Origin of the sequence: uncultured Rhodococcus sp., from assembly GCF_963525155.1 — a bacterium.
Classification (GTDB): Bacteria; Actinomycetota; Actinomycetes; order Mycobacteriales; family Mycobacteriaceae; genus Rhodococcus_F; species Rhodococcus_F qingshengii.
Genome location: NZ_CAURKP010000004.1, coordinates 81,443 through 96,673 on the forward strand (window position 1 = coordinate 81,443; position 15,231 = coordinate 96,673).

A 15,231-nucleotide genomic window follows, 5' to 3' on the forward strand; every position below is an offset into this window, starting at 1 on the left:
TATGAGCAACCTGATCGACATCCACACCCACTACGTGCCCAACGGGTGGCCGGATCTGACCGAAGACGCGGGATCGCAAGCGCCGTGGCTGAAGGTCGAGTCGGAAACCGAAGCAATGATAATGATGGGCACCAAGGAGTTCCGTCGCATCCAGTCCGATGCCTGGGACGCCGAGGTGCGGCTTCGGGACATGGATGCCGACGGCGTGCAGACGCAGGTCGTCTCACCTACTCCGGCGTTCTTCAACTACGGCCGGAGCGGTGAGCAGGCAAGTCGCATTGCACGGATCTTCAACGACCTCGCACTCGAGATCGTGGAGCCGGCGAAGGATCGGTTGATTCCGTTCTGCCAGGTGCCTCTGCAAGACACCGACGCAGCGTGCCGTGAGTTGGAGCGGTGCATCGCGAACGGGCACCGCGGTGTCGAGATCGGCAATCATGTCGGCGATCTGGACCTCGACAGCGAGGGCGTGGTGACGTTCCTGCAGCACTGCGCGTCGCTGGACGTGCCGGTATTCGTGCACCCGTGGGACATGGCCAACTCTCCGCGCCTCGATCGCTGGATGGCGCAGTGGCTCACTGCGATGCCGGCCGAAACGCACCTGTCGATACTCGCACTGATTCTCGGTGGTGTGTTCGACAAGATCGACGATCGTCTCAAGATCGGATTTGCGCACGGTGGTGGATCTTTCGCGTTCTGGTTGGGCCGGATGGAAAACGCCTGGCACGGCCGCAACGACATCATCGGTACGTCGCAGTTCCCGCCTTCGCACTACCTGGGAAGGTTCTACGTGGATTCCGTCGTCTTCGACGAGCGTGCGCTGCGACTGTTGGTGGACACGGTGGGGGTGGACCGTGTGATGGTGGGTAGTGATTACCCGTATCCCTTGGGGGAGCGTCCGGTCGGTGAGGTGGTTCGCAAGAGTGAGTTCTTGGACGATACTGCGCGCCAACTGATTTCGCGGGGGAATGCCGAACGCTTCCTGGGTCTCGTCTGAGGCCCCGGCTATACCTTTTCCGGTATGGCGGACGGTGAATTCGGCATTTGTGAGTCATGTCTCGAGCGAGCACAATTCCACACACAACGATCGACGACGCTCGTGATACCGACAATCCCGAAGACGGGGTCGGTGACTACAGACTTCATCGTCCGCCTGCCCCATCCAATCGATAGGTTCCGCGATGTCAGACAAGATATCCAACAGCACTACGAGCGACGGAAAGCCGTTGCCGGAGAAAGCGGCCCGTAGCCGCGTTGCCATGGCAACCCTGGCCGGCACAACTCTCGAATGGTACGACTTCTTCCTCTACGGCACAGCTGCCGCGTTGATCTTCAACAAACAATTCTTCCCGAGCCTGAGCCCCACGGCCGGCACGCTGGCTGCCTTCAGCACCTTCGCCGTCGGGTTCATTGCACGGCCGGTGGGTGGACTCGTGTTCGGGCACTTCGGTGACCGGATCGGGCGCAAGGCCACGCTCGTGGTCTCATTGGTGATGATGGGCGTCGGGTCCACACTCATCGGCCTCATCCCGAACTACGACTCCATCGGTTTCTGGGCGCCCGTCCTCCTGGTGGCAATGCGCGTCGTTCAGGGCATCGGTCTGGGCGGTGAAGGCGCCGGCGCGACACTCATGTCGATGGAGCACGCGCCGGCAGGGCAGAAGAATCTCTATGCAGGTTTCCCGCAGATGGGCACACCCGCCGGACTGGTTCTCGCCAACGGCATCTTCCTGACGACCAACGCCGTGATGTCGGACTCGGCATTCGCTTCGTGGGGTTGGCGAATCCCGTTCCTGCTCAGCTTCGTTCTGGTGGCGATCGGTCTGGTGATTCGCCTGCGCGTCACCGAGTCGCCGTCATTCGCCGGGATCATGGAGAAGGGCGAAATAGTCCGCTTCCCGCTGCGTGAGTCGCTCAAGGTCGGCTTCCCCCGTTTGTCTCTCACGCTTGCCGCGTGCTTGGCGAACTCCGCCGTGGCGTACGCCTTCATGGTGTTCACCCTGTCGTACGGAACTCAACACCTGGGCTACGACAAGCAATTCCTGGTGCTCAGCGTGACCGCGGCAGCAGTCCTGTGGTTCCTTTCCATCCCGTTCTGGACAAAGATCGCCGACAAGTACGGGCGTCGGCACATGTTCATCGGCGGATCAGCTGCAATCCTGTTGTGGTGCATCGTGTTCTTCCCGCTCCTCAACACCGAGAACAAAATGGTCGCCGTCATCGCGTTCCTGGGCATGGGCCTGATCGTTCCGGTCACACATTGTGTCCAGGGCAGCATCATCGCCGACACTTTCCCGGCCAAGGTCCGCTATTCCGGCTCGTCTCTGATCCTCCAGAGCGGTGCGATTCTCGGCGGTGGACTGGCACCGATGATCGCCACCGCACTGCTGGACGCCACCGGATCTTCGGTTGGTGTGACCTGGTATCTCGCCTCGATATGCACGATCAGCCTGGTCGGCGCCATCGCACTGTTCAAGATTGTCCCCGATTCGTCGCGGGGCTTGGAGCACGAGGAGATTCGCGTCTCCGAAAACGCCTGAGTACTGGATTGATCCGACATCGGCCCGTTCCCTCGGGAGGGAAACGGGCCGATCGGCGTTTCACGGTCGCATGAGCTCAGTTGCAAAGGACTCCAGCGTCGCGATCAGGGCCTGCGCGGACGGACTCGACGTGCGAGTCGCCGACGACGTGATGCCGACGCTGTGCCCGATCGGATCGAGTGTGATGGACAGGGTGGTCAAGCGCGCGTCGTCGCGGGGGATGAGGCTCGGTAGTACCGCGATCATGTCGGTCTCGACCAGTAGCTGACGCACGGTGAGGAAAGAGGTTGCCTCGACCCGATTTTCGGGCAACGGCAAGCCGTTGCGGGCGAAGAACTCCTCGAGTTCGCGGCGGAGCACTGTCTCGACCCCGGGAAGGATCCAGGGGAAGCCGCGTAGTTCTTCGAGTTGGACGTCCTCGCGGTGAGCGAGCGGGTGATCTACGCGGGTGACGAGTTCGACGGATTCGGCGTAGAGGTTCCGTCTTGTCGCGGTGTCATCGGTAGGTGAGGTGAGCCGGCCGACGATCAGGTCGATTCGGCCCGCTTCCAGATCGGTGAGCAACTGCTCTGGCGTACCTTCGCGCACGACGACGGTGAGCAACGGGTGGTGAACCTTCAGGCGCGCGATAGCGCCGGGAAGCAGCACGTTGGATCCGGCGAGATGTGTTCCCACGATGACGGTTCCGCGATTGGCGTCGGCAAGTTCGACGACGTGTCGCCCGGCTTCGGTCAGCTGCGCGATCACGGCCCGTGCATGAGTTGTGAAGGCCTCGCCGAAAATGGTCGGGGTGATGCCGCGTGGCCCGCGGTCGAAGAGCGAGACACCGAGAATGGACTCGATGTCATGCAGACTCCGAGTCGCGACAGGTTGCGTGATGTGAAGTGCGGCAGCGGCGCCGACCACACTGCCCTGACGGCTCAATGCGTCGACGAGCAGGAGATGGCGGAGTTTGAGTCGCCCGTCGAGGAGCTTGGGCATGTCCATGGAGCAATCCTAGACGGGATTTCTCCGGGTGGGTAGGCGCCCGAAGTTGCTCAGGAGAAGGTGATTCCGATCGATTGGGACGAGGTGTACTTCTCCCAGGTTTCGCTGCTGTCCGGACTTCCCGCGTGCGCAAACGACGTCCAGTGCCGGCGTATCCGACGGCCCAGTGCGTCGATGCTCTGCCAGCCGCTGCTGCCCAGCATCGGTGAGCCCTGCCAGGACTGCTCGGTTCCCAACACGAAGGGTAGTTCGATGCAGTGAGTGGCCCCGAAGACGTCGTCCGTCGGTGCCCAGTCGAAGCGATACGTGTACACCGACGCGCCGGCCGCTGTGAAGGTCTCGGCCAGCTCCATTGCCGGTTCGGCAAACATGTTCTGTGTCAGTGCCTTTTCGGCGACGTGTTCGGGATCGGGTACTCCCGCTACGTCGCGCACGAAAGCAGATCCCTCGTCTCGGGTGTATCCCACGATGACGTCAAGCGCTGTTTCGAAAGTTCGGATCACCGGTTCCAGTTCGGAGATCGGCGCGAAGGGCGGTTGCACGACATTGGGGGACCGCCGGCTGAACTCGACAGCCGTGCCGCGGAATGCGTCGAGAATGTGGGAGAGCGGCGCGGTCCGAGGATCTCCGTCGAGCAGTCGGGCAAACGTCTCCCCGTTCTCGATCGCGGCAGCCTGCGTGAAGTTGAGGTCCGGCCGTGGGGTGCTCTGCAGAATTGCTCGATGGAACAGGGTTCGAGAGTTGTTACTGCTCAACAGATTCACAATGGAATGAGCGCCGGCCGACTGCCCGAATACGGTGACCGAGTCTGGGTCGCCGCCGAATGCCTCGATGTTCTCGCGCACCCACTCGAGCGCCGCGATCTGATCGTGTACCCCGAGATTGCCTTCGCTGACGCCGTCGAGGAGGAGGTATCCGAGCACGCCGACGCGATAGTTGACCGACACCACGACGACGTCGCCCTCGGCTGACAAAGCGCCGCCGTCGTACCAGGGGAGTGAGCCGCCGCCACTGGAGTACCCGCCACCGTGAAGCCACACCATCACCGGGCGATGACCGGTCAGCGACGGGGTTGTGACGGTGACGGTGAAGCTGTCCTCGCTGTGCCCCGGTTCGGGGAGCGGTGGCCCCATGATGCGTTCGAGTCGTGAAGGTGGTTGGGGGAAGACCGTTCCAAGCGCTGTGGCGTCGAAGACGTCGGAGAACGGTTCCACCGGTCGCGGCTTCTCGAAGCGCGGTGCGCTGGCGTAGGGGATCGCACCGAAGTAGTAGGAACCGTCACGCTTTCGGCCGCGGACCTTCCCCGAAGGGGTGGATGCGATCACCGTCTCGAACGAGGGCATGGGTTCCTTTCTTCTTGTGCATGCTTTTTCGAGCATGCCAGGTGGATGCCGCGGCACAAATGCCTTTGTGGTCGTGCGGTATGCGTTACGGCGTGAGTGCCTGTACCAGTCGATCTTCGAGTCGCGTCGTCACTCGGCTGTATACGGAACCGTCGTCCAGTGCCCGGGACAGCACGATCGCCCCTTGGATCCCGGCCACGGCTTCTTCGGCGAGTCCGATGGAATCTTCGGCACCGACGAGTGCCGCCTCGAGAGCCGCTGTCCATTCGTCGAAGTATGTTCGGACCCTGGCGCCGAAGCGGTTTCGCTCTTCACCGAGTGCAAATGCGCCGAACAGGCAAATGCGTTGCCCTGACCGAAAGTAGTCGCCCGCGGTAGCGAACATGCTCTGGATGCGCTGCCTCGGTGGAACCGATTCTGCTCGAAGAGGTTCGAAGACCTCGCTGCGAAACCATCCGTCGACCTCGTCGAGCACCGCCTCGGCCATCTCTTCCTTCCCGCGCGGAAAGAAGTTGTAGAGACTGCCTTTGCCCAAACCGGTGTGTTCGGTGATGACGGCCAGGCTTGCTCCGTCGAACCCGTAGGTTCGAAACACGTTCGCGAGAGCGGGAATCGTGTCCGAGCGTTCAGCTACCTGTCTGGCCATGGATTCATCCTTTCATCACAGACCCAACTCGCTCAGGCCCGGATGATCGTGCGGGCGTGGTCCGGTCGGATCCCAGAAGAACTTTCGCTCGGACTCCTCGATGGAAACGTCGTTGATGCTGGCATGACGGTGGTGCATGAGTCCGTCGGCGTCGAATTCCCAGTTCTCGTTGCCGTAGGAGCGGAACCACTGCCCGTCGTGATCGTGCCACTCGTACGCGAATCGCACTGCGATGCGGTCGTCGCCGTGTGCCCACAACTCTTTGATCAACCGGTAGTCCAGTTCGCGGGTCCACTTCTCGGTCAGAAGTTCGACGATCTCGGATCGGCCGGTGACGAACGTCGACCGATTACGCCACCAACTGTCCGGCGTGTAGGCCAGCGACACCTTGTGCGGATCGCGTGAGTTCCATCCGTCCTCGGCGAGGCGGACCTTTTGGACGGCAGTTTCGTGAGTGAAGGGCGGAATCGGTGCTCGGACGGTCATTGCGGGGCCTCTCGATCAGATATGTACCTATCGGTACAGATTTTACCGATAGGTACAACAAGAGTCCAGTGAACGACTTCGGCCGCCCCCACCGAAGCGGGAGCGGCCGAAAGAGTCGAACAGGAAGAGCTAGCGCGCGCGACGAGCGAGGCGCTCGGAATCCGAGATCAGGACGCTCTTGCCTTCGAGGCGAAGCCATCCGCGGTGTGCGAAATCAGCGAGCGCCTTGTTGACGGTCTCGCGGGAAGCGCCGACGAGCTGGGCGATCTCTTCCTGCGTGAGGTCGTGAGTGACGCGCAGGGCGCCACCTTCCTGAGTGCCGAAGCGCTGCGCGAGCTGCAGGAGCGCCTTGGCGACACGGCCGGGAACGTCCGTGAAGATCAGGTCGGCCAGGGTGTTGTTGGTACGACGCAGACGGCGGGCGAGAACGCGCAGAAGCTGCTCGGCGATCTCGGGGCGCTGCTGGATCCATGCCTTGAGAGCGTCGCGGTCCATGCTCACGGCGCGAACCTCGGTGACGGTCGTAGCCGTCGAGGTGCGGGGGCCGGGGTCGAAGATGGACAGTTCGCCGAACATGTCGGACGGGCCCATGATCGTCAGCAGGTTCTCGCGACCGTCGGGTGAGCGTCGACCGATCTTCACCTTGCCGGACACGATGATGTACAGGCGGTCACCGGGTTCACCTTCGTTGAAGATGACATGTCCACGGGGGAAGTCGACGGGCTGCAGCTGCTTTGTCAGCGCCGCTACCGCTGAGGGCTCGACTCCTTGGAAGATGCCGGCTCTTGCCAGGACGTCGTCCACGTGCGCTCCTTGTTGGGATTTGTTCGTTTGTGGTGTCATTTTTGCGCTATCTATCTTTGTACCCTCGCTGCGCACAAACCGTCGTACACAGGCTCAGCCCTCATGAGTGAGACACTGTGTCCAATGCAATCTGTGTTCAATGCAACAGGTACGGCATCGAAGTCTACGTCCCGTTAGCTCGCGACGAGTGATTGATGCCACGTAAGAGCCGAAAATTCTTCCGGAATCCGCTGCGGTGACTACTTTGTATGGCCGTCAACTTGCCCGTTGTGTCCGGATTTCGCCCAGGCTGGCGCTCTCGGGAGCCTCCGACTGACGGCCCTTACGCTTCCGGTGGAAGCGGGCGAACGCATGGGGAAACCCATCGCTTGCCAGGCGGGCGACGTCGTCGTGACTTGCCTGGTCGAGGAAGTCTTCTACTTCATGCTCTTGGACCGAGAGCCGACGCAATCGCCCTTCGACTCGTTCCATCGCCAGGGCAAAGAGCATAAGCAGTAGCGGAAAGAGAATTACTGCGAGTCCTTGCATAGGGGGAAGTAAACACGTCGAAGGTCTCAGAATCGACACGACGGAGTCTCCACTCATGTCGTATCCGTACAGTTGTCTGAGTGCAGACCACCCCGACAGGCAGTTCAGAGCAGCGGAAGAAACCGCGTTCGGGGGGTGCGCGGAAGGAAGAATCACACCTCGGATTGGTACGCCGGGCGCGTCGGATGAATCGTGAGCTCGCTGTGGCTTTCCCACACGTGTACTGCGAACTCGACTTCACGACTCCGTTGGAACTGGCAGTGGCGACAATCCTGTCGGCGCAATGCACCGACGTCCGCGTCAACATGGTCACGCCGGCACTCTTCGCCCGTTATCCCGACGCAAAGGCATACGCGGAAGCCGATCGGACCGAACTCGAGGAGTACATCCGCTCCACCGGCTTCTACCGGAACAAGACGACGTCGCTGATCGGACTCGGTCAGGCGCTACTCGAACGCCACGACGGGCAGGTCCCGAACAAGCTCGAAGATCTGGTGAAACTCCCAGGCATCGGACGCAAGACCGCGAACGTCGTGCTGGGCAATGCCTTCGACATTCCGGGAATCACCGTCGACACCCACTTCGGTCGGCTCGTGCGTCGGTGGAAGTGGACCGAGGAAGAAGATGCCGTCAAGGTGGAACACGCCGTCGGGGCACTGATCGAACGTAAGGAATGGACTCTGCTCTCGCATCGCGTGATCTTTCACGGCCGACGGGTCTGCCACGCGCGCAAGCCCGCATGCGGTGTGTGTGTTCTGGCCAAGGACTGCCCGTCGTACGGTCTCGGCCCGACCGACAAAACCGAGGCCGCGGCCCTGGTGAAAGGCCCCGAGACCGATCATCTGCTCGCCCTGGCAGGGTTGTGATCGCCGATGACAAGTGCCGGAAGATGGTCTCTCGCTGCGCTCGTGGTCGTCGCGGCTCTCGTCGTGGCGATCTGGCCGCGCGGGGGAGACGACACGACGCCCACCTCGACGGGCCCGTCCTCGTCCGCGTATCAGCCGCCGACGTTCACTCCGTCGTCGGAATCGCTCGATCAACTCCGTAGCCAGGCGGCTCTGGCTTCCTGCCCGACTCCGACCGGCGAAGCGCCTGCCGGCTCGGCTCTCGCCGGAATCACCCTCGACTGCGTCTCCGACGGAGCGCCCGTCGACCTTGCCGCAGCGGTGGGCGGAAAGCCGACTCTGCTCAATCTGTGGGCGTACTGGTGCGCGCCATGCGCCGAAGAGCTTCCGTACCTTCAGGAATTCGCGGAGCGCGCCGACGGCAGCATCAACGTGCTGACCGTGCATTCGGATCCGAATCAGGAGAACGCTTTGACGCGACTCATCGACTACTCGGTGCGTTTGCCCGGCGTCCAGGACGGTGACGGCAAGGTACGGATCGCAGTGGGCGCACCGCCGGTGCTGCCGGTGTCGGTGCTCGTGCGCGCGGATGGAACAGTCGCCAAGGTCTTGCCCCAACCCTTCCGCAGTGCGGACGAGATCGCCGCCGCTGCGGCGCAATATCTGGGAGTCGTCGTATGAGTACACCGGTTCCCGAGTGGTTGCGCGCTGTCGCCAGCACTCAGCCCCCCGATCCCCATCGGAACAACCCCGTCCTCGAGCGTCGCGCGCCGCGCGGCACCGTGACGCGTCCGGCCGCGGTGCTCGTGCTCTTCGGCGGACCGCGTGAGGCCGACCCTCTCGCCGTCGGCGGCTTGCCGGAGGGCGCAGACGTCCTGCTGACCCAACGGGCGTCGACGATGCGTCAGCACAGCGGACAGGTCGCATTCCCGGGCGGTGCCGCCGATCCGGGCGACGACGGCCCCGTCGGCACCGCGCTGCGTGAAGCGCAGGAAGAGACCGGGCTCGATCCGAGCGGAGTTCAGCCGCTCACCGTGCTGCCGGAGATCTTCATCCCGCCGTCGGGTTTCGACGTGACGCCGGTGCTCGGCTACTGGGAGCAGCCGACGACGGTGGGCATTCAGGACGAGGGCGAGGTCGGACGGGTGGCCAGGGTGCCGCTGCGCACGTTGCTCGACCCCGACAACCGGTTTCAGGTTCGCCATCCCCTCGGGTACCAGGGCCCGGCGTTCCGCGTCGACGGCATGCTGGTCTGGGGGTTCACAGCAGGAATCCTCGCGGCGCTGTTCACGGTGTCGGGCTGGGAGATTCCGTGGAACTACGAGGACGTGAGAGACCTGGACACAGCGCTGTCCGAGTTCGGTGAAGGTGTCGAGGATTCGGCGGTGCCGCGATGACAGGTTCTCGTTGGGTGGACATCGCCATCGTTCTGGTCGCCCTCATCGCGGCCACGTCCGGATGGCGTCAGGGCGCGGTGGCGTCGGCGCTGGCGTTCGTCGGCGTGATCCTCGGCGCCGTCGCCGGGATTCTGTTGGCGCCGCACCTGCTCGTGCACGTCACCGAAGGCAAGCTGCGCATCCTCGCGGGCATCTCGCTGATCGTGGTGTTGGTCATCATCGGCGAGGTCGCCGGCATGGTGCTCGGACGCGCGGCACGCAGCGGAATGCACAGTCCGACGGCGCGATCCGTCGACAGCGTCATCGGTGCGGGTCTACAGGCGGTGGCTGTCGTGGTCGCGGCGTGGTTGCTCGCGATTCCGCTCACTTCCTCGTCGCAGCCGAACATTGCCGCAGCTGTTCGTGGTTCGGACGTTCTCGCCAGCGTGGACGAAGTGGCGCCGCAGTGGCTGCGCCGCATCCCGACCGAGTTCTCGGCGCTGCTCGACACCTCCGGCCTGCCGGACGTCATCGGCCCGTTCGGGCGCACGCCCATCACCGAGGTCGAAGCACCCGACGCGAGCGTTCTCGCCAGTCCGTTGGCGGCGCAGTTGCGTCCGAGTGTTCTCCGCATCAACGGCGTCGCACCGAGTTGCCAGCGCGCGCTCGAGGGATCCGGATTCATCGTCGCCCCCGAACGCGTCATGACCAACGCCCACGTGGTTGCCGGAACCGAGAGCATCACCGTGGACACCATGGAGGGCGCACTGCCCGCACAGGTGGTTCTCTTCGACTCCGCCGTGGACATCGCGATTCTGGCGGTTCCCGGATTGGACGCGCCGGTGCTGCCGTTCGCTCCGGAGCAGGCTCGGACCGGTGACAACGCGTTGGTGCTCGGTTTCCCCGGCGGTGGTCCGTACACGGCCAGCGCAGCCCGCGTTCGTGAGGTCCTGAACCTGAACGGGCCGGACATCTACAAGGCCGGAACCACCCAGCGTGAGGTCTACACCGTCCGCGGATCCATCCGGCAGGGCAACTCGGGTGGACCGATGGTCGACGATCAGGGGCGGGTCCTCGGCGTCGTGTTCGGCGCTGCCGTCGACGACAGTGACACCGGATTCGTCCTCACCGCGCAGGAAGTCTCGCGCCAGTTGAACGCGGCTGCCTCGGCATCGACGCCCGTACCGACGGGCGCGTGCATCCTGTAGCGGTCACTTCTCCGTAAGGAGGAAGTCCCCGAGTTCGCGATTGACGCGCTCGGGGGCTTCCTGATGCGCGTAATGACCGACTCCGGCAATGGTGCGCAGTTTCTCGCCGGGAGCCCAGTGCTTGTCGCGACGCACGGTACGGGTGAGCACGTACGGGTCGAGTTCGCCGTGAATCTGGACGATCGGAATGCGAAGAACCTGATCCATCAAACGCATGAAACGTCGGCCCTCGGGGCGGAGCTGGCTGCGGAAGGCCCAACGCTGGTACTCCAACGTGGAATGCGCGACGCCCGGGATCCGGATCGCGGACCGCATCTTGCTCATGACGTCTGCGAATTCGGGTTGCTGCGGCCAGGTGGGGCCCGACCGCGAGCGAACCAGACGCTCCACTTCGGCGCCGTTGTCGGCCGTCAACCGACGTTCCGGGCGTAGCGGTACCTGATAGGCCAGGAACGAGGGCAAAAGCGCGCGGCGCTGATAGGGGTCGCGGACGACTGCTTTCTTGAGCGCCATCGGGTGTGGAGACGAGATCAGCGCTATCGACCGCACCAGGCGTGGATGCAGGAGCGCGGTCGCCCAGCACACCAACCCGCCGTCGGCGTGACCGATCAGCGTGGCCTTGCCGTAACCCATCGCACGAATGAGGCCGGCTACGTCACCGGCGAGCGTCCAACCGTCGTAGCCACGAGGGGGCTTGTCGGAATCGCCGTACCCACGAAGGTCCATCGCGACGACGCGGAAGCCCTGCTCGGACAGTGCCGTCAATTGATGGCGCCAGGACCACCAGAAGTCGGCGAATCCGTGCAGAAGCACCACCAACGGAGCATCCGGCTCCGCGTCGCCTACCTCGACGACGTGAAACCGGATGCCGTTGGCGTGAATGTCCCGGTGAATCCAGGGGCCGTCGAACCTGACGGTGGATGGATCTGGGGCTGCCACTTTCGATCAGACTCGCTACCGGCGCGCGTTGAAATCGACCGACGGCTTTGCGTCGTCATGGCTGCCGGGGATGACGTTCTTGGCCTGCTTGAGCGATTCGATCGTCTTCTCCGGAGCCCTCAGCTTGCGCACGCGCAGATAACCGAGCAGCGCCAGAATCGCGGTGGTCACCACCATGATCAGGAAGACGATGAGGAACGCCAGCCAGCGCGGCACCCAGGTGTCGAGCATCTCGGCCAAGAAGAAAAAGAAGAAGAACGAGCTGAACAGCAGAACCGTGAAGGCCAGGATGAAGAAGACACTGCCCTGCAGACCCTTCTTGACCTCGCCCGTGACCTCGGCCTTGGCAAGTTCAACCTCGGCGCGCACGAGGGTGGAGACCTGTGCGGTCGCGTCCTTGACGAGGGCCCCGATGGTGGCCTCGCCCGGCGTGCGGGCGTCCACATCGGTGAGAGGGATGGACGAGACCGTGTTCGGTACTCCATCTCCGGTGAAGCGCTGGCTCTCTCCGTTGGTCAAGCTCACTTGTCGACCTCTCCAGGTAGTTCTCTCGCGTCCGTGGCAATGGCGGTGGAAGCGTCGTCTCGAGCCGCATGAACTCGTCCACGTCGCCACAGCAGCGCTGATCCGATCAGCGATGCCACCAACGATGTCACGAGAACTGCGGCCTTCGCTATCTCGGCCTCGCTGCCATCGCCGACCCCGTCCAATGCGAGGTCTGCTACAAGCAGGCTAACGGTGAACCCGATGCCACCGAGAACTGAGAGGGCAAACATGTCTCTCAATTCCAGTGTCTTGGGTTTGGTTGCTATCCCCAATTTGATCGCGAGCAGGGAAATTCCGAAGATTCCGACGGTTTTGCCGACCAGAAGACCGACGACAACCGATTGCCCGACGGGGTCGGTGAAAATGTCGCCGAGCACCGCCGCGTTGATCGGAACACCGGAGGCGAACAGTGCGAAGACGGGGACACAGAAGCCTGCAGAGTAGGGCTGAATACGGTGCTCGAGACGGCTACCGGGCGCGTACTCCTCGTCCGGATCGCGCCTCACCCGGGTGAGTAAGCCGAGCGCGACGCCCGCGAGTGTGGCGTGTATCCCCGCTTCGTGCATCGCGTACCAGGTCAGTAGTGCCAGCGGGACGTAGAGGAACGGCGTCGTGATGCGTTTGTGTTGGGCGTAGGCGTAGGCAGCCAGGGCTGCGGCCGCGGTCAGCAGCCACAACATCGCGAGGGAACCGGTGAACAGTACGGCGATGAGGATGATCGCGAGCAGATCGTCGACGACGGCCAGGCTGAGCAGGAAAACTCGGGCGCTCGCCGGGATCTTCGAGCCTGTCAGCGCGAGCACGCCGAGGGCAAAAGCGATGTCCGTCGCGACGGGAATGGCCCAGCCCTTGTCCATGCCGGGCGTGCCGAAACCGATGGACGCCGCGATGATCGCGGGGACCAGGACGCCGCCGCACGCCGCGATGATCGGGAGCATCGCGGCTTTGCGGTCCGCGAGTTCGCCGACCACCAGTTCACGTTTGAGTTCGAGGCCGGCGACGAAGAAGAAGACGGCAAGCAGTCCGTCCTGCGCCCACGTGCCCAAGCTGAGGTCGAGATGGAGTGCGGACGGACCGATCTGGAAGTCACGTAGTGCGATGTAGCTCTCACCGAAAGGAGAGTTCACCCAGATCAGAGCGAGGGCGGCAGCGATCAGGAGGATCGATCCGCCCACCGTTTCGGTGCGGAGGTAGCGGGACAGTTCGGAACGCAGGGTGGAGATCACGCGTGGGGACGACCTTTGTTCGTGCAACCGAATTCGGATGCAACAGACATGAACGTGATCGACGTTGTGACGCATCGAATGCACGTGCCGACCAGACTTCCCGGCTCACCTTTACGGAATTTTATCGCGGATTGCCCGCTGTGCCGAATTCGCGAACCGAATTTGCGTCGGAAAACCCCGCGGGTGTTCAATTCCTACTGATTGGGACACTATCCCACCAATTGGACATCTTTCGTATAACGGCGCAGGAGCATGTTTTGAGCACGTCAGTCAGTGAGAATCCACCCAAGCCGGAGGGCGGCGACGCAGATACCGTCGCCGGAGTGCCGCGCAGCCGAATCGTGGTCGCCAGCATGGTGGGTACGTCCATCGAGTTCTACGACTTCTACATCTATGCAACAGCGGCAGTATCGGTGTTCCCGCACCTGTTCTTCCCGAAGGGCAACGACACCACCGCGCTTCTCGCGTCGTTGGCGACGTTCGGACTCGCGTTCGTCGCCCGTCCCCTCGGTTCGATTCTCTTCGGACACTTCGGTGACCGCGTCGGACGCAAGGCAACTCTGGTCGGCTCGTTGCTGACGATGGGCATAGCGACCTTCCTCATCGGACTACTGCCGACCTATCACCAGATCGGACTGCTGGCCCCGGCGTTGTTGGCGCTCATGCGTTTCTGCCAGGGTCTCGGGCTCGGCGGCGAATGGTCGGGTGCGGCGCTGCTCGCGACCGAGACCGCCAAGGAAGGCAAGCGGGCCTGGGCGGCGATGTGGCCGCAACTCGGTGCGCCCATCGGCTTCTTCATGGCCAACGGACTGTTCCTGATCATCACGTTGTTCATGAACCACGACAATTCCAGCCCGGACCTCGAGGGTGCCTTCCTGAGTTGGGGATGGCGAATTCCGTTCCTGCTCAGCGCAATCATGGTGATGATCGGCCTGTACGTCCGGCTCAAGCTCGAGGAAACCCCGGTGTTCGCGCGCGCAGTCGAGCGCGGCGAGAAGGTCAAGACTCCGGTGGCCGAGGTGTTCAAGACCAGTTGGCGTCAGCTGATCATCGGTACGTTCGTGATGCTCGCGACGTACACGCTGTTCTACATCATGACCACCTGGGTTCTCAGCCACGGAACCGGCAAGACGGCGGCCGACGGTGGAACCGGTGCGGGCTTCAAGTACACCGATTTCCTTGTCCTGCAGTTGATCGCAGTCGTGTTCTTCGCTGCTGCCGTGCCGGTCTCGGGTTGGCTCGCCGACCGTTACGGGCGTCGTATCACCTTGCTGATCATCACCGGTCTGATCATGGTGTTCGGCTTGACCTTCGGTGTCTTCCTCGAACCGGACGGAATGAACGACGGTCGCATGTTGGCGTTCCTCATCGTGGGCATGCTGCTCATGGGCCTGACCTTCGGCCCGATGAGTGCCGTTCTCCCGGAACTCTTCCCGACCAACGTCCGCTACACGGGCTCGGGAATCGCGTACAACACGGCCAGTATTCTGGGCGCAGCGGTGGCGCCGTTCATCGCCGTCTACCTCGCGAAGAACTACGGCGTCGGTTGGGTCGGCATCTATCTTCTCGTAGCGGCGACGCTGACTTTTGTCGCGCTGCTGGTCATGCGTGAGACGAAGGGTGAGTCGCTCGACGATGTAGGGGCATAACCCTGCTGTGGGGCCGTTTTTAACCCCCCCCGGGTTTACATGGGCACGCCGGTTTTGAGGGGAGCTGTGCGGGCCGGGCAATCGGACCGGGCTGGGGGGGGGGGGTCG

Annotated in this window: 16 protein-coding genes; 7 read left to right on the plus strand and 9 right to left on the minus strand. The window is 63.1% G+C overall.

The window, feature by feature from the left end; genetic code table 11:
• The first annotated feature begins 1 nt into the window (after position 1).
• Together RWT78_RS01985 and RWT78_RS01990 are read left to right on the plus strand one after the other, a co-directional pair.
• Positions 2-997, plus strand: a complete 996-nt coding sequence (locus RWT78_RS01985; protein ID WP_003943486.1) for an amidohydrolase family protein — start codon at positions 2-4, stop codon at positions 995-997.
• Positions 998-1,181: 184 nt separating this feature from the next.
• The gene (locus RWT78_RS01990) at positions 1,182-2,540 is read left to right on the plus strand and encodes an MFS transporter (RefSeq protein WP_314673474.1); all 1,359 of its coding nucleotides are present in this window, start codon (positions 1,182-1,184) and stop codon (positions 2,538-2,540) included.
• 60 nt (positions 2,541-2,600) lie between these two features.
• Here RWT78_RS01990 and RWT78_RS01995 read toward each other — a convergent pair whose 3' ends face one another.
• The 6 genes from RWT78_RS01995 to RWT78_RS02020 form a co-directional block, all read right to left on the minus strand.
• On the minus strand, positions 2,601-3,527 hold the full coding sequence (locus RWT78_RS01995) for a LysR substrate-binding domain-containing protein (RefSeq protein ID WP_003943516.1): 927 nt from the start codon (positions 3,525-3,527) through the stop codon (positions 2,601-2,603).
• A 50-nt stretch (positions 3,528-3,577) separates the two neighbouring features.
• Positions 3,578-4,870 carry a carboxylesterase family protein gene (locus RWT78_RS02000; protein ID WP_314673475.1) on the minus strand — a complete coding sequence of 431 codons (1,293 nt, stop codon included), beginning with the start codon at positions 4,868-4,870 and terminating at the stop codon, positions 3,578-3,580.
• Positions 4,871-4,955: 85 nt separating this feature from the next.
• Positions 4,956-5,516 carry a TetR/AcrR family transcriptional regulator gene (locus RWT78_RS02005; RefSeq protein ID WP_314673476.1) on the minus strand — a complete coding sequence of 187 codons (561 nt, stop codon included), beginning with the start codon at positions 5,514-5,516 and terminating at the stop codon, positions 4,956-4,958.
• 15 nt (positions 5,517-5,531) lie between these two features.
• Positions 5,532-6,002 carry a nuclear transport factor 2 family protein gene (locus tag RWT78_RS02010; RefSeq protein WP_314673477.1) on the minus strand — a complete coding sequence of 157 codons (471 nt, stop codon included), beginning with the start codon at positions 6,000-6,002 and terminating at the stop codon, positions 5,532-5,534.
• Positions 6,003-6,131: 129 nt separating this feature from the next.
• Positions 6,132-6,806: a Crp/Fnr family transcriptional regulator gene (locus RWT78_RS02015; RefSeq protein WP_003943506.1), complete on the minus strand. Its 675-nt coding sequence runs from the start codon at positions 6,804-6,806 to the stop codon at positions 6,132-6,134.
• A gap of 255 nt (positions 6,807-7,061) precedes the next feature.
• On the minus strand, positions 7,062-7,334 hold the full coding sequence (locus tag RWT78_RS02020) for a hypothetical protein (RefSeq protein ID WP_019746620.1): 273 nt from the start codon (positions 7,332-7,334) through the stop codon (positions 7,062-7,064).
• Between the two features lie 80 nt (positions 7,335-7,414).
• On the opposite strand from RWT78_RS02020, the gene nth reads away from it, so the two are divergent.
• From nth to RWT78_RS02040, 4 genes are read left to right on the plus strand one after another with little or no spacing between them, the layout of a single operon-like run.
• On the plus strand, positions 7,415-8,200 hold the full coding sequence (gene nth / locus RWT78_RS02025; protein ID WP_003943471.1) for an endonuclease III: 786 nt from the start codon (positions 7,415-7,417) through the stop codon (positions 8,198-8,200).
• Positions 8,201-8,206: 6 nt separating this feature from the next.
• Positions 8,207-8,860 carry a TlpA disulfide reductase family protein gene (locus RWT78_RS02030; protein WP_003943500.1) on the plus strand — a complete coding sequence of 218 codons (654 nt, stop codon included), beginning with the start codon at positions 8,207-8,209 and terminating at the stop codon, positions 8,858-8,860.
• Positions 8,857-9,576, plus strand: a complete 720-nt coding sequence (locus RWT78_RS02035) for a CoA pyrophosphatase (RefSeq protein ID WP_314673478.1) — start codon at positions 8,857-8,859, stop codon at positions 9,574-9,576. Before RWT78_RS02030 ends, RWT78_RS02035 begins: the two co-directional genes overlap by 4 nt.
• Positions 9,573-10,763, plus strand: a complete 1,191-nt coding sequence (locus tag RWT78_RS02040) for a MarP family serine protease (RefSeq protein WP_314673479.1) — start codon at positions 9,573-9,575, stop codon at positions 10,761-10,763. The genes RWT78_RS02035 and RWT78_RS02040 overlap by 4 nt, the downstream gene beginning before the upstream one ends.
• A gap of 3 nt (positions 10,764-10,766) precedes the next feature.
• Here the strand turns inward: RWT78_RS02040 and RWT78_RS02045 are convergent, their stop codons facing one another.
• The 3 genes from RWT78_RS02045 to nhaA are packed head-to-tail and all read right to left on the minus strand — an operon-like array spanning position 10,767 to position 13,558.
• Complete coding sequence (locus RWT78_RS02045) at positions 10,767-11,702, minus strand: alpha/beta fold hydrolase (RefSeq protein WP_007732412.1); 936 nt, start codon at positions 11,700-11,702, stop codon at positions 10,767-10,769.
• A 15-nt stretch (positions 11,703-11,717) separates the two neighbouring features.
• Complete coding sequence (locus RWT78_RS02050; RefSeq protein ID WP_007732413.1) at positions 11,718-12,227, minus strand: phage holin family protein; 510 nt, start codon at positions 12,225-12,227, stop codon at positions 11,718-11,720.
• Complete coding sequence (gene nhaA / locus RWT78_RS02055; RefSeq protein ID WP_007732414.1) at positions 12,224-13,558, minus strand: Na+/H+ antiporter NhaA; 1,335 nt, start codon at positions 13,556-13,558, stop codon at positions 12,224-12,226. The genes RWT78_RS02050 and nhaA overlap by 4 nt, the downstream gene beginning before the upstream one ends.
• Positions 13,559-13,731: 173 nt before the next feature.
• Here nhaA and RWT78_RS02060 point away from each other — a divergent pair, with 173 nt between their 5' ends.
• Entirely contained in the window at positions 13,732-15,123 is a 1,392-nt protein-coding gene (locus RWT78_RS02060; RefSeq protein ID WP_020968263.1) for an MFS transporter, read from the plus strand.
• Positions 15,124-15,231 lie beyond the last annotated feature (108 nt).